17 protein-coding genes are annotated in these 18,921 nt (G+C 65.7%); 10 read left to right on the top strand and 7 right to left on the bottom strand.

Features of this window, described 5'->3' with window-relative positions; translation table 11 throughout:
- The 4 genes from ACTIEY_RS12450 to ACTIEY_RS12435 all read right to left on the bottom strand — a co-directional run.
- Window positions 1-1,748, bottom strand: a 1,748-nt coding sequence (locus ACTIEY_RS12450; protein WP_439519412.1) for a sigma-70 family RNA polymerase sigma factor, incomplete at its 3' end; no start/stop codon positions are given.
- Window positions 1,749-2,039: 291 nt separating this feature from the next.
- Window positions 2,040-3,935, bottom strand: a complete 1,896-nt coding sequence (gene dnaG / locus ACTIEY_RS12445) for a DNA primase (RefSeq protein ID WP_439519411.1) — start codon at window positions 3,933-3,935, stop codon at window positions 2,040-2,042.
- Window positions 3,936-3,974: 39 nt separating this feature from the next.
- Window positions 3,975-5,756 carry a gamma-glutamyltransferase family protein gene (locus ACTIEY_RS12440; protein ID WP_439519410.1) on the bottom strand — a complete coding sequence of 594 codons (1,782 nt, stop codon included), beginning with the start codon at window positions 5,754-5,756 and terminating at the stop codon, window positions 3,975-3,977.
- Between the two features lie 13 nt (window positions 5,757-5,769).
- Window positions 5,770-6,528, bottom strand: a complete 759-nt coding sequence (locus tag ACTIEY_RS12435; protein WP_439519409.1) for a 3-hydroxyacyl-CoA dehydrogenase — start codon at window positions 6,526-6,528, stop codon at window positions 5,770-5,772.
- A 139-nt stretch (window positions 6,529-6,667) separates the two neighbouring features.
- On the opposite strand from ACTIEY_RS12435, the gene ppk2 reads away from it, so the two are divergent.
- Window positions 6,668-7,564 carry a polyphosphate kinase 2 gene (gene ppk2 / locus ACTIEY_RS12430; protein ID WP_439519408.1) on the top strand — a complete coding sequence of 299 codons (897 nt, stop codon included), beginning with the start codon at window positions 6,668-6,670 and terminating at the stop codon, window positions 7,562-7,564.
- Between the two features lie 122 nt (window positions 7,565-7,686).
- On the opposite strand, the gene ACTIEY_RS12425 is transcribed toward ppk2, so the two are convergent.
- Window positions 7,687-8,736: an extracellular solute-binding protein gene (locus tag ACTIEY_RS12425; RefSeq protein ID WP_439519450.1), complete on the bottom strand. Its 1,050-nt coding sequence runs from the start codon at window positions 8,734-8,736 to the stop codon at window positions 7,687-7,689.
- 140 nt (window positions 8,737-8,876) lie between these two features.
- Here ACTIEY_RS12425 and ACTIEY_RS12420 point away from each other — a divergent pair, with 140 nt between their 5' ends.
- Window positions 8,877-9,785: a patatin-like phospholipase family protein gene (locus ACTIEY_RS12420; protein ID WP_439519407.1), complete on the top strand. Its 909-nt coding sequence runs from the start codon at window positions 8,877-8,879 to the stop codon at window positions 9,783-9,785.
- A gap of 133 nt (window positions 9,786-9,918) precedes the next feature.
- Here the strand turns inward: ACTIEY_RS12420 and ACTIEY_RS12415 are convergent, their stop codons facing one another.
- On the bottom strand, window positions 9,919-10,461 hold the full coding sequence (locus ACTIEY_RS12415; RefSeq protein ID WP_439519406.1) for a phasin family protein: 543 nt from the start codon (window positions 10,459-10,461) through the stop codon (window positions 9,919-9,921).
- Between the two features lie 265 nt (window positions 10,462-10,726).
- Between ACTIEY_RS12415 and ACTIEY_RS12410 the strand changes: the two genes are divergently transcribed.
- Genes ACTIEY_RS12410 through ACTIEY_RS12375 form a run of 8 tightly spaced genes read left to right on the top strand, consistent with a single transcriptional unit; the run spans window position 10,727 to window position 18,234 of the window.
- Complete coding sequence (locus ACTIEY_RS12410; RefSeq protein ID WP_439519405.1) at window positions 10,727-11,704, top strand: histone deacetylase family protein; 978 nt, start codon at window positions 10,727-10,729, stop codon at window positions 11,702-11,704.
- Entirely contained in the window at window positions 11,701-12,156 is a 456-nt protein-coding gene (locus ACTIEY_RS12405) for an acyl-CoA thioesterase (RefSeq protein WP_439519404.1), read from the top strand. The genes ACTIEY_RS12410 and ACTIEY_RS12405 overlap by 4 nt, the downstream gene beginning before the upstream one ends.
- Window positions 12,153-12,881 (top strand): nitroreductase, encoded by a 729-nt coding sequence (locus tag ACTIEY_RS12400; RefSeq protein WP_439519403.1) that lies wholly within the window; start codon window positions 12,153-12,155, stop codon window positions 12,879-12,881. The genes ACTIEY_RS12405 and ACTIEY_RS12400 overlap by 4 nt, the downstream gene beginning before the upstream one ends.
- Window positions 12,882-12,918: 37 nt before the next feature.
- Complete coding sequence (locus tag ACTIEY_RS12395; RefSeq protein ID WP_439519402.1) at window positions 12,919-13,266, top strand: FKBP-type peptidyl-prolyl cis-trans isomerase; 348 nt, start codon at window positions 12,919-12,921, stop codon at window positions 13,264-13,266.
- A gap of 1 nt (window position 13,267) precedes the next feature.
- Window positions 13,268-14,665, top strand: coding sequence for a sodium:proton antiporter (locus tag ACTIEY_RS12390; RefSeq protein ID WP_439519401.1), 1,398 nt, complete (start codon window positions 13,268-13,270; stop codon window positions 14,663-14,665).
- Between the two features lie 23 nt (window positions 14,666-14,688).
- Window positions 14,689-15,666 (top strand): 2-hydroxyacid dehydrogenase, encoded by a 978-nt coding sequence (locus ACTIEY_RS12385; RefSeq protein WP_439519400.1) that lies wholly within the window; start codon window positions 14,689-14,691, stop codon window positions 15,664-15,666.
- A 13-nt stretch (window positions 15,667-15,679) separates the two neighbouring features.
- The gene (locus ACTIEY_RS12380) at window positions 15,680-17,053 is read left to right on the top strand and encodes a DNA recombination protein RmuC (protein ID WP_439519399.1); all 1,374 of its coding nucleotides are present in this window, start codon (window positions 15,680-15,682) and stop codon (window positions 17,051-17,053) included.
- Window positions 17,050-18,234, top strand: a complete 1,185-nt coding sequence (locus ACTIEY_RS12375) for an MFS transporter (RefSeq protein WP_439519398.1) — start codon at window positions 17,050-17,052, stop codon at window positions 18,232-18,234. The genes ACTIEY_RS12380 and ACTIEY_RS12375 overlap by 4 nt, the downstream gene beginning before the upstream one ends.
- A gap of 6 nt (window positions 18,235-18,240) precedes the next feature.
- Here the strand turns inward: ACTIEY_RS12375 and ACTIEY_RS12370 are convergent, their stop codons facing one another.
- On the bottom strand, window positions 18,241-18,894 hold the full coding sequence (locus ACTIEY_RS12370; RefSeq protein ID WP_439519397.1) for a TetR family transcriptional regulator: 654 nt from the start codon (window positions 18,892-18,894) through the stop codon (window positions 18,241-18,243).
- Window positions 18,895-18,921 lie beyond the last annotated feature (27 nt).

Raw genomic sequence — 18,921 nt, 5'->3', positions numbered from 1 at the left:
CGATACTCGAACTTGTCCACCGCCTTCATCAGGCCGATGTTGCCTTCCTGGATCAGGTCCAGGAACTGCAGGCCCCGGTTGGTGTACTTCTTCGCGATGGAGATCACCAGGCGCAGGTTGGCCTCGATCATTTCCTTCTTGGCGTCGCGCGAGGTCGACTCGCCCTGGTTCATGCGCTTGTTGATGTCCTTCAGGTGCGCCAGCGGCACGACCACGCTGCTCTGGATGTTCATCAGGCCCTGCTGCAGTTCCTGGATCGGCGGGATGTTGCGCTCCATCACCACGCTCCAGGCCTTGCCGGACGCGGCCTGCTTCTCCACCCATTTCAGGTTGAGCAGGTTGGCCGGGAACTCGGCGATGAATTTCTCCTGCGGCATGCCGCACTTGTCCACGATGATGCGGCGCAGCTCGCGTTCCTTCTTGCGCACTTCATCGACCTGGTTGCGCATGGTGCTGCACAGCTTCTCGATCGCCTTGGCGGTGAAGCGGATCGACATCAGCGTCTCGGTGATGGACTTCTGCGTCTTCAGGTAGGCGGGCGTGCCGTAGCCTTCCTTGTCGTAGGTCTTGTGCAACTTCTCGAACAGCGAGCGCATGGTGTCGAAGCGGATGAGCGCCTCGCGTTTGAGTTCTTCCAGCTTGCGGGTGAGCGCCTTGGAACCGCCCTTGCCATCGTCGTCATCGGCTTCGTCGTAATCGTCAAAGTCTTCTTCGGCCACGTAGTCGTCGGCCTCGTCGGCGTCCGCAAAGCCATCGACCACGGTGGAGATGACCACCTTGCCTTCGCGGATGTCCTCCGCCATCACCAGAATCTCGGCGATGGTGGCGGGGCTCTCGCTGATGGCGGCCATCATGTCATTCAGGCCACCTTCGATGCGCTTGGCGATCTCGATTTCGCCTTCGCGCGTGAGCAGCTCCACCGTGCCCATTTCACGCATGTACATGCGCACCGGGTCGGTGGTGCGGCCGAACTCGCTGTCCACGGTGGAGAGCGCCGCTTCCGCTTCTTCCTCGGCTTCTTCTTCGGTGGCGGCGGTCGGGCCGGTGTTGTTGAGCAGCAGGGTCTCGGCGTCGGGCGTCTGTTCGTAGACGGCCACGCCCATGTCGTTGAGCAGCGACACCACCACTTCCAGCGTCTCGGCTTCCACCAGCTTGTCGGGCAGGTGGTCGTTGATCTCGCCGTGCGTGAGGTAGCCACGCGTCTTGCCCAGCTTGATCAGGGTCTTCAGGCGTTCGCGGCGGTTGCGCGCCTCTTCCTCGGACAGGATCGTCTCGTCCAGGCCGAATTCCTTCATCAGCGCGCGCTCTTTGGCCTTGCTGATCTTCATGCGCAGCGGCTTGACCTTTTCGGTCGTCTGCGCGGTGGTGTCGACCGCCTCGGCTTCGACTTCGCCGGTCAGGTCGTCCTCGATGTCGCTCAAGTCGGCATCGTCCAGGTCTGCATCGGCCTTGCCTTTGCCCTTGGCATCGGCCTTGGGCTTGCGACCTCGCTTGGCGGCGGGCGATTCGGCGACGTCGGCCTTGGCAGGGCGCCCGGCTTTCTTCTTCGCCGTGGTTTCTTCGATCGGATCGGCCTTGACGGCGGATTTCTTGGCGGGCGCGGTCTTGGCCGCAGCCTTGGCGGGGGTCTTCTGGGTCACAGCAGGGGCTTTCTTGGGAGGCGAAGCCGGGGCGGCAGCGCGCGGGCTGGCCTTCTTGGCGGTCTTGGTGCTGGACACGACGGGCGTACTGGATTTCTTCGCGGGCATGAGGACCTCAAAAAAATGTCGAACTGGAACCGGCAGATCACACAAAAACCGCCTGAAGGCCGCGCGACGCGGTCACCCCGGTGATTTTGTCGGGCACATCACCAGCTTCTTGCCGGAAGAAGCTGGGCTGCAAGCTGTGGGGGCGAACATTTGGTGTGCAGTCCTTGCGGGGTTCCGTCAGGACCGGGTGGGTCGCTGAGGTGGCCAGGAGGGTGTCCATATAGCCCCGTCGCTGGGGGCCGGGCCGATGCCGGAGGTGCTGCTGTCGCGCTTGCGGTGCAAAGCCGTGGATTATACCGCGGGATCGCCGATCCTGTGTTCCAGCGCCTTGCGAAGCGCCTGGATCTCCCGGTATCGGTCCAGTTGGCCGGGATCCTGCGCGGACAGGGCAATCGCCTCGCTTTCCATCGCCTTGAGGTGTTCGATGCGCAATCGCGTCATCACCTCCTGCAGTTCCTGCGCTTCCTGCATTTCTGCCTCGGGCTCGGTCGGCATCGCCACCTGATCGGCCTGCGCGCAGGCAAACACCTCGTGCTCGTGGCCGCGCAGAGCCTCGCGCAGCGCTGCCCAGGGCTGAGGACCGTGCTCGTGCAGCTGACCTTCGAGCCAGCTGAACAAGGGGCCGTGGGGAGCGTCCAGGTGGGCCAGCAGCGCATGATCGTCGGCGGAGAGGCTGTCCCAGGCGTGCGCGTTGGCCAGCAAGAGGCCCACGGCACGGTCGGCCCGGCTGGCCACACCCCGCCGGTGGCCGGGGGCGCGTCGGGTCGGGGGCGGCGATGCGTTCCGGCGGGGTGCGCCGGCGTCGGCACCCCGGTTGCGCGGCCGCTGGCTGCTTTCGGCCTGTGCACTGCGCGGCTGTCCGCGCTGGCCACCACCTTGCTGCCAGAGTTGCAGCAGGTCCTGGCTGTCCAGGGCAATGGCGTCGGCGAGTTCGCCGATGAGTTGGCGCTTGAGCGCGCCGTCGGGCAAGGCGCTCCACAGTGGGCGCGCCTGGCTCGCCATGCGCGCGCGACCTTCTGCCGTGGACAGGTCGCATTCGGCGCTGGCGGCTTCGATCAGGAAGCGCGAGAGCGGCACGGCTTCTTTGACGCACTGGGCAAAGGCGGCCTCGCCGTTGGCGCGGATGAAACTGTCCGGATCGTGCTCGGCGGGCAGGAACAGAAACTTCACGCTGCGTGTGTCGGTGGCCAGCGGCAGGGCGGCGTCGAGCGCCTTGCGGGCGGCGCGGCGCCCCGCGCCGTCGCCATCGAAGCTGAAGACCACCGAGTCGGTGAATCGAAACAGCTTTTGAACGTGGTCTGGCGTGCAGGCCGTACCCAGCGTGGCAACGGCATTGGCAAAGCCGAGCTGGGCCAGCGCGACCACGTCCATGTAGCCCTCGGTGACCAGCGCGTAGCCGGCCACGCGAATGGCGGTGCGGCCCTCGAACAGGCCGTAGAGCTCGCGACCCTTGCTGAACACCGGCGTCTCGGGGGAATTCAGGTACTTGGGCTCGCCCTTGTCCAGCACCCGACCGCCAAATCCGATGCACTCGCCCTTGACGTTGCGGATCGGGAACATGATGCGGTCGCGGAATCGGTCGTACCGTTTGGACTGGCCATCGGCGCCTTTCTCGTCCTCGTGCTCAATGACCATGCCGGACTCGACCAGCAGCGGGTCCTGGTAGTCGGGGAACACGCTGGCCAACGAACGCCAGCCTTCAGGCGCGTACCCCAGGCCGAAGGTCTTGGCGATCTGGCCCGAGAGACCGCGCCCCTTGAGGTAGTCCACCGCCCGGGGCGAGGCCTTGAGCTGCTTCGCATAGGCCTGCGCCGCTTTTTCCAGCACGTCGGTGAGCGTGGCCTGCTTCTGGCGTTGCTGCGCGGCCCGCTCGCGGTCCTGCGGCGAGGATTCTTCCTCGGGTACCTGCAGTCCGGTCTGTTGCGCCAGGTCCTTCACGGCCTCGATGAAGCTCATGCCCGCATGTTCCATGAGGAAGCCGATGGCATTGCCGTTGGCCCCGCAGCCGAAGCAGTGGTAGAACTGTTTGGTCGGGCTGACGCTGAAGGAGGGCGACTTCTCGCCATGGAACGGGCACAGGCCCATCAGGTTGGCGCCGCCCTTCTTGAGTTGCACGTAGCGACCCACCACGTCGACCACGTCCACGCGGTTGAGCAGTTCCTGGATGAAGGTCTGGGGGATCGCCACCCAGGTATTCTGACCCACGCCCGAGCCTGGCCGGGCAATCTAGTTGCCAGAGACGATGCCCTCACGTCGCGGGTCGGCGCCACCCAGCCAACGGTTGCCCTGGCGCACCAGCGCCTGTGCGCCGCTGGTCATTTCGATTTCCTGGATCGGGTGGCCCAGCTCACGCAACGCCCCCACCGTGGCCGCTGGAAACCTCTTTTGCTCCAGCAGCAACGGCCCGCCCAGGCTCCCGAAATTCGGGAGGTCCAGTGCCGCCTGCGGGTGCAGGCCCCACTGCAGCACCCCGTGCAGGGCCTTGGCCGTGTAGTGAATGATGAGCGCGCCACCCGGGCTGCCGGTGCTCATGAGCAGTTCTCCGCTGGTGCGGTCGAACACCAGGGTGGGCGCCATGGACGAGCGCGGCCGCTTGCCGGCTTCCACCCGGTTGGCCACCGGCAGGCCGCTGGCGTCGCGCGGGGTGAAGCTGAAATCGGTGAGCTGGTTGTTGAGGAGGAAGCCGCCCGGGCGCGAGGGATCCGTGGTCACCATGCGGCGCGCGCCAAATCCGGCCTCGATGGTGGTGGTCATGGCCACCGCCCGGCCCTGCGCATCGACGATGCTGATGTGGCTGGTGCCGTATTCGGCCTGTTCGGGCATGGGCGCGTAGGACACGGCATCCACGGCGGGTTGGCCGGCGGGCATCTGCTCGGCGCGGCGAGGGCCCATGAGCCGGGCGCGAGCGTCGAGGTAGCGCGGATCGAGCAGGCTGTTCCAGCGTCCGCCCGGCGCGGCGACGAAATCCGGGTCGGCCACGAAGCGGGCCCGATCGGCAAAAGCCAGCCGGGACGCTTCCGTGTAGGCGTGCAGCCAGCTGGCGGATGGCAGGCCTTCCTGCAGGGGCTGCCGGGCTTGCGGCGATCGCGCCAGCAGGCCGAGGATCTGGCCGACCGCCAGGCCTCCGGAACTCGGCGGCGGGAAGCCGCAGATGCGCAAGGCGCGACCCGCCGCCTGATGGTCGTGACACAAGGCATCGCGCTCCCGGGGCTGGTAGCTCTTCAGGTCTTCGGCATTCAGGCTGCCCGGCAGGGGCGGGCGCTGCGTGGCCGCCACGATGGCCTGCGCGACCGGGCCCTCGTGCAGGGCGAGCGGCCCAATGGCGGCGACCTGGCGCAACACCTGCGCGAGTTCCGGATTGCTCAGCAGGTGACCCACCGGACGGGCCGAACCATCGGCGCGGTAGAAGAGGGCGCGCGCGGCGGGGTCTTCCCGCAGCGCCGGGTCGGCCGAGAGCAAGGCGTGCAGGCGCGGGCTGACCGGAAAACCCTGTTCCGCAAGCTCAATGGCGGGCAGGAACAACCGCCCCCAGGGCAGGCGGCCGTGCTGGCGGTGCGCCAGCGCCAGCATCATCAGCGCGCCCGGCACCCCGACCGACCTGCCACTGGTAACCGCCGTGTTGAACGGCAGCGGCTGGCCCTGGGCATCGAGAAACATCGATTCGGTCGCGCCAGCGGGCGCCGTCTCGCGACCATCGAATGCCTGTACACGCCGGCCATCGTAGTGCAGCAGGAACGCACCGCCGCCGATGCCGCTGGACTGCGGCTCCACGAGCGTCAGCACCATCTGCACCGCGATGGCCGCGTCCACCGCGCTGCCACCTTCGCGCAGGATGCGCGCGCCCGCCTCGGTGGCCAGCGGATTGGCGGCCGCCACGGCCTGGCGCTGGAAGGACCACCCCGGTTTGGCCGAGAGACCCGAGGATGCTTCGGGTTGCGACGGCGGTGGAAGCGTCGGGGCGCAGGCGCCCAGCAACACCAGCGCAGCGATCGAGGCGAGCCCCTTCATGTCGAGCAGGCGCTTACTTGGGGGCGAGCCTGATGGCACCGTCCAGGCGAATCACTTCGCCGTTCAGCATGTCGTTCTCGAAGATGTGCCGCGCCAGTCTGGCGTAGTCCTCGGGCGTGCCCAGGCGGCTCGGGAACGGCACGCCGGCCGCAAGTGCGTCCTGCACTTCCTTGGGCATGCCGAACAGCATGGGTGTGCCGAAGATGCCGGGTGCGATCGTCATGTTGCGGATGCCATTGCGCGACAGGTCCCGCGCAATCGGCAGCGTCATGCCCACGATGCCACCCTTGGACGCGGCGTAGGCGGCCTGGCCGATCTGTCCGTCGTAGGCGGCCACGCTGGCGGTGGAAATCAGCACGCCGCGCTCTCCGGTGGCCTCGGGCTCGTTCTTGCTCATGGCCTCGGCCGCAAGGCGGATCATGTTAAAGCTGCCCACCAGGTTGACCATGATGGTCTTGGTGTAGACGCCCAGGTTGTGCGCGCCGTTCTTGCCCACGGTCTTCTCCGCCGGCGCAATGCCCGCGCAGTTCACCAGGCCCATGAGCTTGCCCATGGACACCGCCTTGGCGACGACCGCCTGGCCATCCGCCTCGCTGCTCACGTCGCACTTCACAAAAGCGCCCCCGATGGACGTTGCCACGGCTTCGCCTTTCTCAACCTGCATGTCGGCGATCACGACCTTGCCGCCTTGGGCCGCGAGCATGCGAGCCGTGCCCTCGCCCAGCCCCGACGCGCCGCCGGTGACGATGAAAACCTTGCCTTGAATGTCCATGGGTTGCTCCTGAATGAGGGACTGGATGTGACGTTGACGTAAACGTCAATTCAGCGCGGATTATGCGACACGCTCGCGTCACGACACTGTCATGTGCCGCTTCTAGCCTCGTTGCTTTGTTCCCCTCATTTGAACCGCCATGCTCGACAACGCAGACGACCTCATGCGCCGCATCCACGCCGACCTGATGGACGGCTTCGACGAAGAACTCGAGATGGAACTGGAGGACCGCGAAACCGATGCTGGGGATGCGTCGCAGGCGAAAGAAGCGCGCCGGGTCTACTTCCGTGAGCTGTTCCGCCTGCAGGCCGAACTGGTGAAACTGCAGGACTGGGTCGTGGCCACCGGTCACAAGGTCGTGATTCTTTTCGAGGGCCGTGATGCGGCCGGCAAGGGCGGCGCCATCAAGCGCATCACGCAACGACTGAACCCGCGCGTGTGCCGCGTGGCCGCACTGCCGGCACCCAACGACCGCGAGCGCACGCAGTGGTACTTTCAGCGCTATGCCGCGCACCTGCCCGCAGCCGGCGAGATGGTGCTGTTCGACCGCAGCTGGTACAACCGCGCCGGTGTCGAGCGGGTGATGGGCTTCTGCACCGACGAACAGTACGAGGAATTCTTCCGTTCCGTGCCGGAGTTCGAGCGCATGCTGGTGCGTTCCGGCATCCAGCTCATCAAGTACTGGTTCTCCATCTCGGACGAAGAGCAGCACCTGCGATTCCTCGGCCGCATCCACGACCCGCTCAAGCAGTGGAAGCTCAGCCCCATGGACCTGGAAAGCCGCCGCCGCTGGGAGCTCTACACGCAGGCCAAGGAAGTGATGCATGAACGCACCCACATTCCCGAATCACCCTGGTGGGTGGTGCAGGCCGACGACAAGAAAAAGGCGCGCCTCAACTGCATTCACCACCTGCTCCAGCAGATGCCCTACGGCGAAGTGGAGCGACCCACAATCACGCTGCCAGAGCGCGTGCGCCACGAAGGCTACCGGCGGCATCAGGTGCCCGGCGAGATCCACGTACCGCAAATCTATTGAGGCGCAAAAACCGAGGCCCGCGACAGCGGGCCTCGTTCATCCAGAGATGCCATGGAACCGGCTCCGCCGGGCCACAGGCATCGCCCCCTTGAGGGGGTCGCGCGGAGCGCGGCGGGGGTGTGTTACTTGTACCCAGCGCGGTCCATCATCTGCTGGACCTTGGTCATGTTCTTGGCCACCACGCCCAGCGGCACGGTCTCGGCCTTGAAGTTGTCGCCACCCATGGCCGAGATGGCGGGGTTGTCGATCTTCACGCCCTTGGCGGCCGGGAATTCGTTGTTGCCGTTGGCGAAGTAGTCCTGCGCGAATGGGCTGGCAAGGAATTCCATGAACTGCACCGCGTTGTCGCGGTTCTTGGCATGCTTGGCCACGGCAGCGCCCGCGATGTTCACATGCGTGCCGCTGGTGCCCTGGTTGGGGAACACCACGCGAACCTTTTCCATCACGGCGCGGTCTTCGGGCTTGCTGGATTTGATCAGCCGGGCGACGTAATACGTGTTAGTCAGCGCCACACCGCATTCTCCCGATGCGACGCCCTTGATCTGGTCGGTGTCGCCGCCCTTGGGATCGCGGGCCATGTTGGCCACCACGCCCTTGAGCCAGGCTTCGCCTTTTTCATCGCCCAGGCGTTCGACCACGGTGGCAAACAGGGACAGGTTGTACGGATGCGAGCCCGAACGCGTGCAGACCATGCCCTTGAGCTTGGGGTCGGCGAGCTGCTCATACGTCGCCACATCGGCGGCCTTCAGGCGCATCGGGTCGTACACGATCACGCGAGCCCGGGTGGAGAAGCCGGTCCAGGTCACGCCGTCGGGGGTGGCCGTGGCACGCAGGTTGGCTGGTATCGCGGCATCGAGCCTGGCCGACTTGATGGGCTGGAACAGACCCTGGGAATCCGCGACGGCGAGGCGGGCGGCATCCACGAGCATGATGACGTCGGCGGGCGAGGCAGCTCCTTCGGCGCGCAGGCGCGCAACAATCCCCGCGTCGTCTGCGTCCACGCGGTTGATCTTGATGCCGGTCGTCCTGGTGAAGTTTTCATACATCGCCTCGTCGGTCTGGTAGTGGCGGGCGGAGTACAGGTTGAGCACCTTGTCCTGCGCGTGGGCCGAAACACCCAGCGTGGCGGCAGCAGCGACCGTGGCGGTGATCATCGAGACTTTGGCGAGCATGGTCATGGCGGTCCTTTTTTTGAATGAATTTGCAAGAAGCGTGGGGAATGGAACAAGCCGTTTTTCCCGCTGGAGCGAAGCAGATAATCCAGCGCAAGATGCTAACAGAAACGCGAATGGTTCTTAATAAGTCCTTGCCTTTGAAAGGCCTGATCTTGGCGGTGGCGCTGCTGGCGGGCTGCTCCACCACACCACCGCCACCGCCTGATCCGCCGGTGGTCGTGCCTGTGCCCACGCCGCCCGAGCCTGCCACCCGCGCACCGCGTCTGGGCCTGGCGCTGGGTGGGGGTGCAGCCCGCGGTTTTGCGCACGTGGGCGTGATCCAGGTGCTGGAACAGAACGGTATTCGTCCGGACCTCGTGGTGGGGACGTCCGCCGGCAGCCTGGTTGCCGCGCTCTACGCCAGTGGCAAATCGGCCGCGCAACTGGAAGAGGCGGCGATGGGCATGGAGGAGGCGGCGCTCACCGACTGGGCGCTGCCCATCATGGGGCGCGGGCTCCTGCGCGGAGAGGCGCTCACCCGGTACGTGCGCAAACAAGTCGACGGCAAGTTGCTGGAGAACATGAGCCTGCCGCTGGGCGTGCTCGCCACCGACCTGTCCACCGGGCAGGGCGTGGTGTTTCGCCGTGGCGACACCGCGCAGGCCGTGCGCGCTTCCAGCGCGGTGCCGGGTGTCTTTGCGCCCGTGGCCATTTCCGGGCGTGAATACCTCGATGGCGGGCTGGTGGCACCGGTGCCGGTGCAGCAGGCACGCGACATGGGGGCCGAAGTGGTCCTGGCGGTGGACATTTCCAGCGCGCCGGAAGGCAATTCCGCGGTCGGCAGTCTGCAGGTCTTGCTGCAGACGTTTGCCATCATGGGCCAGAGCATCAACCGGCACGTGCTGGCCGGTGCCGAAGTGGTGGTGCGGCCCGCGCTGGTGGGCGTGGGCAGCGCAGACTTCGCATCGCGCAAGCGATCGATCGAAGCAGGGCGTGCTGCCATGCAGGCGGCCATGCCGATGCTTCGCACGCAACTGGCCAGAAAAAAAGCCCTCACTTCGCAGTGAGGGCTTAAGGGGTCCGATGAAATCGAATTTCGAAAAGGACCCGAGGAGACAACCAGAAAAACCAGTTTGATCCTAGAGGTGGTGCCAGGGCGCGTGACGGTTCAACCGATCAACGGCGCCCGTTCGGCGATGTTCAGCGCTTCTTGGCGGCCGTCTTCGTGGCGTTCACGGCCGAAGCGGTCACGGTGTTGAAGTTGGCTTCGGCCATTTCGGTGGCTTGCTTGACAGCCTTCTGAACGGACTCCATGGCGTTGTTGGCGGCGGACACGGCGCTCTTCATCACGGCCACGGCGGTTTCGGAACCGGCGGGTGCGTTCTTGGCGGCGTTGTCGACGACAGCCAGGAATTTCTTCTGGGTGTCGCTGCCTTGGGCTTCAGCGGCCTTGGCGAACTCGGCGCCGGTGCCCGAAGCGATGTCGTACAGGTGGCGGCTGTAGGCCACGGTCTTTTCGGCCAGGGGCTGCATCAGGTTGGCTTGCAACGTCAGCAGTTCCTGCGCGTCCTTCACGCTCAGCAGGGCCTGGGCGCTGTTGGCGGATTCGGACAGTGCGGCCTTGGTGGCTTGCACGTTCAGCTCGACCAGTTTTTCCATGCCTTCGAAGGCTTTCTGGGTCAGGCCAAAGATGGTTTCGATGTTGGCTTTCTGGGCGGCAACGATTTGTTCAGCGGTCAACATATTCATACTCCTGGAGTTGTCAAAAGATAAGGGCTTAGTTGAGGGCTGCTGGGAACACCGCGCTGTCTTGGACGCTGTTGTTCTCGTTCGCTTTGCTGCACTGCAACATGGGCTCGATTATAGGGAGCCGGAACGATCGCGCAAGCCCTTTTTGTTGCATTGCAGCATTCTAGGGAACCGCTTCTAGAAACCGCCGACCGTGCTGTGGATTGGCCAGCCGGACACAATGGAACACCTCTCACGTCGGCCCGCCGTTCCCACTCCCGTGCAAGCCTTCTACGCCGACCACTTCGTCCTTCCCTTGCCCGATGGCCACCGATTCCCCATGGCCAAGTACGCGCGCTTGCGGGAGCGGCTCGCCGCGGAATTGCCCCAGTTGCAACTGGGGCAGGCGCTGCCGGCCAGCGATGGTGAGCTCGCTCTGGTGCACACGCCGGCCTACATCTCGGCCATCACCACCGGCAGCCTGCCGGCCGCTGCTCAGCGCGAGATCGGCTTTCCCTGGAGCCCGGCCATGGCCGAGCGCGCGCGCCGCTCGGTGGGCGCCACGTTGCAGGCGTGTCGCAGCGCGATGGCGCGCGACGGCCTGGGGGCCAATCTGGCGGGCGGCACGCACCATGCGTATGCGGACAGGGGCAGTGGTTTCTGCGTCTTCAACGACTTCGCCGTCGCGGCACGCCTGATGCAGGCCGAGCACGCCCGGCTGCACCGGGCTCGCGGGCCGTTGCGAGTGGCCATCGTCGACCTTGATGTGCACCAGGGCAATGGCACGGCGCGCATCTTCGCCAGCGACCCTTCGGTCTTTACGCTGTCCCTGCACGGCGCCAGGAACTTTCCATTTCGCAAGGAGCCAAGCGACCTGGACGTGGAACTGCCCGACGGTTGCACCGACAGCCATTACATGGAGGCGCTCGAACTGGCGCTCGACGAGCTCGAACGACGCTTCGAACCGGGTCTGGTGCTGTACCTGGCCGGCGCAGATCCGCATGAGGGCGACAGGCTGGGGCGCCTGAAGCTCACGTTCGACGGGCTGGAAGCGCGTGACCGCCGGGTGATGGACTGGGCGTGGCAGCGGCGCCTGCCGCTGGCCATTGCCATGGGTGGCGGCTACGGCCACGACCTGGACGACACGGTGCAGGTGCAGATCAACACCTACCGCACGGCTTTGGAATACGCGGAACGCTGGCGGCAGCCAGGCGTGGCGGGGGGCGCCTTGCCTCACTGGCACAATGCCGCGGCATGAATACCGCCACCCGTTCACCTGCCGAGCGCCCGCAGGCCCTGCCCCGCAGCGCGTACCGCGTGTTCCGCCCGATCGGCACGCGCTGGAGCGACAACGACGTCTACGGACATGTGAACAACGTGGTGTACTACAGCTGGTTCGACACCGCGGTCAACGCCCATCTGATCGAGCAGGGCGCCCTGGACATCCACGCCGGCCCCGTCATTGGCCTGGTGATCGAGACCCAGTGCAACTACTTCGCCCCGCTGGCGTTTCCGCAGACGGTGTGGGCCGGACTTCGTGTGGCGCACCTGGGCAGTTCCAGCGTGCGTTACGAAGTCGGGCTGTTCGCCGACGGCGCCGATCTCGCCGCCGCCTGTGGTCATTTCGTGCACGTGTACGTCAACCGCGAAAACCGTCGTCCCGTGCCGCTCCCTGACACTCTCAAACGCCTGCTGGAGACCCTTCGATGACCCTCAATCCCCAGGCCGCGGTGGGCGGCATCGACGCCGCCAGCGTCGACGCCGCCATCACCAGCCGGATGTCCGTGCGCGCCTTCCTTCCCACCCCCGTGCCGCGCGAGGACATCGAACACCTGCTCACCCTGGCCAGCCGCGCGCCCTCGGGTACCAACACGCAACCCTGGAAAGCGTACGTGCTGCAGGGGGCCAGCCGCGATGCGCTGGTGGAGAAGGTCTGCGCCGCGCACGACGCGCTGCGCGCCGATCCCTCGCTGGCCAGCCAGTACAAGGAGGCCTATGACTACTACCCTGAAAAATGGGTCAGCCCCTTCATCGACCGGCGTCGTGAAAACGGCTGGGGCCTCTATGGCTTGCTGGGCATCACCAAGGGCGACAAGGACAAGATGCACGCGCAGCACCAGCGCAACTTCCGCTTCTTCGACGCACCGGTGGGCCTCATGTTCACGCTGGACCGCGTGATGGGGCGCGGCTCGCTGGTGGACTACGGCATGTTCATGCAGAACCTCATGATTGCTGCGCGCGGTCACGGGCTTCACACCTGCCCACAAGCAGCCTGGAACGGCTTTGCTCGCATCATCCTTCCCCACATCGGCGCCGGCGACAACGAAATGCTGGTGTGTGGCATGTCGCTGGGCTACGCCGACCCGGACCATGTGGTCAACGGTTTCTACACACCCAGAGAGCCGGCCGCGTCGTTCACGACGTGGCTGGAATAATCGGTCGCCTTTCATTCAATTCCAACAGGAGAACACCATGATCACCACCCCCAGCGGCCTGCAATACGAAGACACCGTGGTCGGCAATGGCGCGACCGCGCAGGCTGGCCGCCCCGTGCAGGTGCACTACACCGGCTGGCTCTACAACGATGGCGTGCAGGGCGCCAAGTTCGATTCGAGCAAGGACCGCGGGCAGCCATTCGAATTTCCTCTCGGTGCCGGTCACGTCATCAAGGGTTGGGACGAAGGCGTGCAGGGCATGGCCGTGGGTGGCACGCGCCGGCTGGTGATTCCGGCGGCGCTGGGCTATGGCGCTCGCGGTGCCGGTGGCGTCATCCCGCCCAACGCGACGCTGCTGTTCGAGGTTGATCTTCTGGCGGTCTGACATGCGCTGGCTCGCTTTCACACTGGCCCTGCTGCCCGGTCTGGCGCAAGCCGCCGACCTCGACGGCAGTCAGCTTTCCGTCTGGTGGGGTGTGCCTTTCGCGGGCGTGCTGCTGTCGATCGCGCTCGTTCCGCTGCTGGCGCCCATCTTCTGGCACCACCATTTCGGCAAGGTGTCGGCCGCGTGGGCGCTGGCGTTTCTGGTGCCGTTCGCCATGTTCGTGGGGCCGGGCGTGACCTGGACCGCCGTGGTGCATGCCATGGTGGCGGAGTACATACCCTTCATCATTCTGTTGACCGCGTTGTTCACGGTGGCCGGTGGCATCTTCCTGCGCGGCAACCTGCACGGGAGTGCCACGCTGAACACGGGTCTGCTCGCGATCGGCGCGGTGCTCGCCAGCTTCATGGGCACCACGGGTGCGTCGATGTTGTTGATCCGGCCGCTGATTCGCGCCAACGACAACCGCAAGCACCAGGTGCACGTGGTGGTCTTCTTCATCTTCATCGTCTCCAACGTGGGTGGCTCGCTGACGCCGTTAGGGGATCCGCCCCTGTTCCTGGGCTTCCTCAAGGGCATCGAGTTCTTCTGGACCTTCAACCACATCTGGGGCGAAACGCTGTTCATGCTGGTCTCGCTGCTGGGCATCTTCTTTGTGCTTGACTGGTGGCTCTACCGCAACCGGGAAGAAGTGCAGCCGAGGGATCCGACGCCGGACACCACACGCATCGGCTTCGACGGCGCCAAGAACTTCCTCCTGCTTGGTGTGGTGGTGGGGCTGGTGCTCATGAGTGGCCTGTGGAAGTCTTCGGTGGTGTTCAATGTGTGGGGCACCGAGGTGGGCCTGCCGGGCCTGCTGCGCGACGCCGGCCTGATCGTCGTCACGCTCATCTCGCTTCGCCTCACGCCTTCCAGCGTTCATGAAAGCAACCAGTTCTCCTGGGGACCGATGCAGGAGGTCGCCAAGCTGTTTGCCGCCATCTTCCTCACCATCATCCCTGTGATCGCCATGCTCAAGGCCGGCGTGGACGGCCCCTTCGGCGCGGTGGTGAGGGCAGTGACCAATGCCGACGGCACCCCCAATCCCGCGATGTACTTCTGGGCCACGGGTCTGTTGAGCTCGTTCCTGGACAACGCGCCGACCTACCTGGTGTTCTTCAACACGGCGGGCGGCGATCCGCAGGTGCTGATGAACGCGCTGGCGCCGACGCTGGCGGCGATTTCTGCCGGCGCCGTGTTCATGGGCGCCAACACGTACATCGGCAATGCGCCCAACCTGATGGTGAAGGCCATCGCCGAGGACCGTGGCGTGCGAATGCCCAGCTTCTTCGGCTACATGCTCTGGTCGGTCGGCATCCTGCTGCCGCTCTTCGCGCTGATCACCTGGATCTGGTTCATCTGACGTCTCCTCTCATCACTGCCCTCATGACCACACGCCCTGCCATCCTGATTGCCCGCAACATCTTTCCGGAGGTGGTCGAACGCCTGCGCGAACACTTCGAGGTCGAGGCCAACGGCACCGATGACGTCTTTTCCCCGCAGGAGCTCGCAGCGAGGCTGCAGGGGAAGGCCGGCGTGCTCACGACCGGCAGTGAAAAGATCGATGCGGCTTTGCTGGCAGCCTGCCCGCAACTCAAGGTGGTGGCCAACATCGCGGTGGGCTACAACAACTTCGACGTGCCTGCCATGACGGCGGCCGGCGTGGTGGCCACCAACACCCCCGATGTGCTGACCGAAACGACCGCCGACTTTGGCTTTGCCCTCTTGATGGCCACGGCGCGCCGCCTCACCGAAAGCGAGCATTTCCTGCGTGCCGGCCAGTGGAATCGATGGGCGCTGGACATGTTCGCCGGCGCCGAAGTCAACGGCAGCACGCTGGGCATCCTGGGCATGGGTCGCATCGGCCAGGCCATTGCGCGGCGCGGCGCGCATGGTTTCGGCATGAACGTGATCTACCACAACCGCTCCCGGCTCGACGCCGCGACCGAGGCCGAATGCAAGGCGCGCTACGTCGACAAGGCCGAGCTGCTGCGGACGGCGGATCACCTGATCCTGGTGTTGCCCTACAGCGCGGAAAGCCATCACGCCATTGGCGCGGCCGAGATCGCTCAGATGAAGCCCACAGCGACGCTGGTGAACATCGCGCGCGGCGGCATTGTGGACGACGCAGCGCTGGCCGCAGCCCTGCGCGAGAAGCGCATCGCCGCAGCGGGCCTGGACGTGTTCGAGGGCGAGCCCAAGGTGCATCCGGACTTGCTTTCCGCGACCAACGTGGTGCTCACGCCGCACATCGCCAGCGCCACCATCGCCACCCGCAAGGCCATGGCAAACCTGGCGGCCGACAACGTGATTGCCTTCCTCACCACCGGGCGTGCTGTCACGCCCATCAACGCCGTGGCGTGACGCTCGTTCAACGATGGTTGACTTCCTGCCCTGGGCACTGCTGATCCTGCTGATCGTCAACCTGTTGCTGGTCGCGTGGTTGTTGCTGCGCAGCCCGCCCGTGGACGCCGACGCCCTCGGACATCGGCAGCAGTTGCTGGGGCAGCTCCAGCAGCAAGGCCAGCGTGTCGAACGGGTGGAGAGCGAGCTGCGCCGTGAAATCAGTGAATCGTCGCGGGGCACTCGCCAGGACATCCAGCACACGCTGGCCACGTTCCAGGAGACGCTGACCGGCCAGGCGGCCGAGACCACGCGCACGCAGAATGCCCAGCTCGACGCGTTTGCGCAGCAGTTGGTCTTGTTGCGCGGCACGCTGGGCGACACGCTCACGAAGCAACTGCAGGACATGAGCGAAGGCAATGCCCGTCGCCTGGCCGAGATCCGCACCACGCTGGATGCGCAGTTGCAGCAACTCCAGCAGGGCAACGCGGCCAAACTCGACGAGATGCGCGCGACCGTCGACGAGAAGCTGCAGAGCACCCTGCAGGCGCGTCTGGGCGAGAGTTTCAAGCAGGTGGCCGACCGGCTGGAGCAGGTGCACAAAGGTCTGGGCGAGATGCAGACGCTGGCCCAGGGAGTGGGTGATCTCAAGCACCTGCTGACCAACGTGAAGACGCGCGGCATGTTCGGCGAGGCCCAGCTCGGCGCGTTGCTCGAGCAGGTGTTTGCGCCCGACCAGTACGCCACGCAGGTGACCACGCGCCCGGGCAGCCGCAACGCGGTGGACTTTGCGATCAAGCTGCCAGGGCGAGGGGACGACGGAGCACCGTGCTGGCTGCCCATCGACGCCAAGTTCCCGAACGAGGACTACGAACGACTGCTTGATGCGCAGCAGCGTGCGGACGTGGAAGGCGCCGAGCTCGCCGCACGCGGGCTCGAACAGCGCATCCGCCTGGAGGCCAGGTCCATGGCCGACAAATACCTGCAGCCGCCGCACACCACCGACTTCGCCATTCTCTTCCTGCCCACGGAAGGGCTCTACGCTGAAGTGCTGCGCCGGCCCGGCCTCATGGAAGTGCTGCAGCGCGAATACCGCGTCACGCTCGCCGGACCCACGACGCTCATGGCCATGCTCAATTCGCTCCAGATGGGCTTTCGCACGCTGGCGCTGGAGAAGCGTTCCAGCGAAGTCTGGCAGGTGCTGGGTGCCGTGAAGACCGAGTTCGGCAAGTTCGGCGACGTGCTCTCGCGCGTGAAGAGCCAGACCCAGACCGTGCTCAACACGCTGGACCAGGCCCAGACGCGGACGAACGTGATGACGAGGGCCCTGCGCAGCGTCGAAGCCCTGCCGCAGGATCAGGCCAGTGCGCTCCTGCCGCTGGATCCCACGGACAACGCCGACGCTTGAACCCGAATCTGCGCACCGACCTCGCGCGACTGATCGCGGCCCAGATCAGCCTGCATGCCTGCATGACGGGCTTTCGGCTCGCAGCGCCTCTCATGGCCCTGCGCGAAGGCTACAGCCCGGCGGCTGTGGGCATCTTGCTGGCCCTGTTTGCACTGGCGCCCGTGTTCATGGCCCTGCCCGCAGGGCGCTACGCCGACCGGCGCGGCCTGCGCAAGCCGGTGGCGATTTCGGTCGGTGTCGCATCGGCCGGCGCGGCACTCGCGGTGGTCTTCCCGGTCTTCATCGTCCTGTGCCTGACGGCGTTGACCTGTGGCGCGGCCACTGGGCTGGCCATGATCGCCCTGCAACGCCATGTGGGTCGGCTGGCGAACGGGCCTACCGAACTGCGGCAGGTCTTCAGCTGGATGTCCATCGGCCCGTCGATCTCCAACTTTCTCGGGCCGTTCCTGGCCGGCGTGATGATCGACAGCTTCGGGTTTCGCGCCGCTTTCCTGTTGCTGGCACTGTTCCCCTGCATGGCCTGGTACTGGGTGCGCCACACGGTGGAGCATGAACCCGTGGCCCCGGAACTGCGCCAGGCCAGCGGATCGTCCTGGAACCTGTTGAAGGACAAAGGCTTCAGGAAGCTCATGGCCATCAACTGGATGCTTTCATCTTGCTGGGACGTGCACACCTTCCTGGTGCCGGTCCTGGGGCATGAGCGGGGCTTGAGTGCCACCGTGATCGGCACGATCCTCGGGGCGTTCGCGCTGGCCGCCACGGCCATTCGCGTGCTCATGCCCTGGCTCGCATCGCGCCTGCGCGAGTCCATGGTGATCGGCTCGGCCATGGCGGCCACGGCCTTGCTGTTCGCGGTCTACCCGCTGGTGAACTCGGCACTGGCCATGGGCGTGTTGTCGGTGTTGCTGGGTTTCGCACTCGGCTCGGTGCAGCCGATGATCATGAGTTCCCTGCACCAGATGACGCCGCACCACCGGCACGGCGAAGCACTGGGCCTGCGTGCGATGGCCATCAATGGGTCGAGCGTGGTCATGCCGCTGCTGTTCGGTTCTGCGGGTGCCCTGGTCGGTGTGGGCGCGGTGTTCTGGCTGGTCGGCGGCGTGGTGGGACTGGGCTCACCGCTGGCCTGGTCGCTGCGCACCACCGCGGCGCCCGAAGCCCCCCAGCGCGTGGAGAGCTGAGGGCATTCAGGCAGGTACAGGGTGGGCGTGTGCGTGGCGAGGCAGCACCTCGAACCCCAGGCCTGCCAGGTAGGCGTCGACGGTTTCACTTCCACTGCGCACGAGATCGAACGCGTGGGGATCGAGCAGCCAGTTCTGGATCAGTCCGTCCATCATCACGTGAAGCCCCAGGGCGGCGGTGGACAGCGGCATGGGCAGTTCGATGTGTTCGCGCTTCACGGCATGGCGCAGCGCTTCTGCGGTCATGGTCATGCACTCGTTGCGAACCCGCAAGTGGCGGTCGCGCACAGCCTGCATCTCGCTGACGTACTCCACCTTGTGGGTAGCGACCTCGAACACGCGCCGGGTCTGCTCGTCGTTCGCGGTCTGACGGAGTGCACTGAGCATCGATTCGCGCAGTGCGAGCAGGGGATCGGCGGCGGCCTGCACAGTGGTGGCCAGCGAGCATTCCAGCGGCATGGTGACGCGTTCCATCATGGCGTTGAACAGGTCGGCCTTGTCCTTGAAGTGCCAGTAGATGGCGCCGCGCGTGGTGCCGGCTTCGGTGGCGATGTCGTTGAGCGAGGTGCGCGAAACGCCACGCGCCTGGAACAGGTGTTCGGCCGCATCCAGCAGGCTGTTGCGCGTTTCGAGCGCTTCGGTTTTGGTCCGTCGAACCATAATGTGTGTCTCCTGTTGGCAAGTCCA

The organism is Hydrogenophaga sp. (genome assembly GCF_051858985.1).
Classification (GTDB): domain Bacteria; phylum Pseudomonadota; class Gammaproteobacteria; order Burkholderiales; family Burkholderiaceae_C; genus Hydrogenophaga.
Note: the sequence above shows the minus strand (reverse complement) of the source record. Positions and strands in the feature narration are given on the sequence as shown.

What these genes read in the sequence shown, in the direction of transcription:
- ACTIEY_RS12440 (WP_439519410.1), bottom strand. Translation starts at nt 5,756, where the DNA reads ATGAAGGGGCTCGCCTCGATCGCTGCGCTGGTGTTGCTGGGCGCCTGC.
- ACTIEY_RS12435 (WP_439519409.1), bottom strand. Translation starts at nt 6,528, where the DNA reads ATGGACATTCAAGGCAAGGTTTTCATCGTCACCGGCGGCGCGTCGGGG.
- ppk2 (WP_439519408.1), top strand. Translation starts at nt 6,668, where the DNA reads ATGCTCGACAACGCAGACGACCTCATGCGCCGCATCCACGCCGACCTG.
- ACTIEY_RS12425 (WP_439519450.1), bottom strand. Translation starts at nt 8,736, where the DNA reads ATGCTCGCCAAAGTCTCGATGATCACCGCCACGGTCGCTGCTGCCGCC.
- ACTIEY_RS12415 (WP_439519406.1), bottom strand. Translation starts at nt 10,461, where the DNA reads ATGTTGACCGCTGAACAAATCGTTGCCGCCCAGAAAGCCAACATCGAA.
- ACTIEY_RS12405 (WP_439519404.1), top strand. Translation starts at nt 11,701, where the DNA reads ATGAATACCGCCACCCGTTCACCTGCCGAGCGCCCGCAGGCCCTGCCC.
- ACTIEY_RS12400 (WP_439519403.1), top strand. Translation starts at nt 12,153, where the DNA reads ATGACCCTCAATCCCCAGGCCGCGGTGGGCGGCATCGACGCCGCCAGC.
- ACTIEY_RS12395 (WP_439519402.1), top strand. Translation starts at nt 12,919, where the DNA reads ATGATCACCACCCCCAGCGGCCTGCAATACGAAGACACCGTGGTCGGC.
- ACTIEY_RS12390 (WP_439519401.1), top strand. Translation starts at nt 13,268, where the DNA reads ATGCGCTGGCTCGCTTTCACACTGGCCCTGCTGCCCGGTCTGGCGCAA.
- ACTIEY_RS12385 (WP_439519400.1), top strand. Translation starts at nt 14,689, where the DNA reads ATGACCACACGCCCTGCCATCCTGATTGCCCGCAACATCTTTCCGGAG.
- ACTIEY_RS12380 (WP_439519399.1), top strand. Translation starts at nt 15,680, where the DNA reads ATGGTTGACTTCCTGCCCTGGGCACTGCTGATCCTGCTGATCGTCAAC.
- ACTIEY_RS12370 (WP_439519397.1), bottom strand. Translation starts at nt 18,894, where the DNA reads ATGGTTCGACGGACCAAAACCGAAGCGCTCGAAACGCGCAACAGCCTG.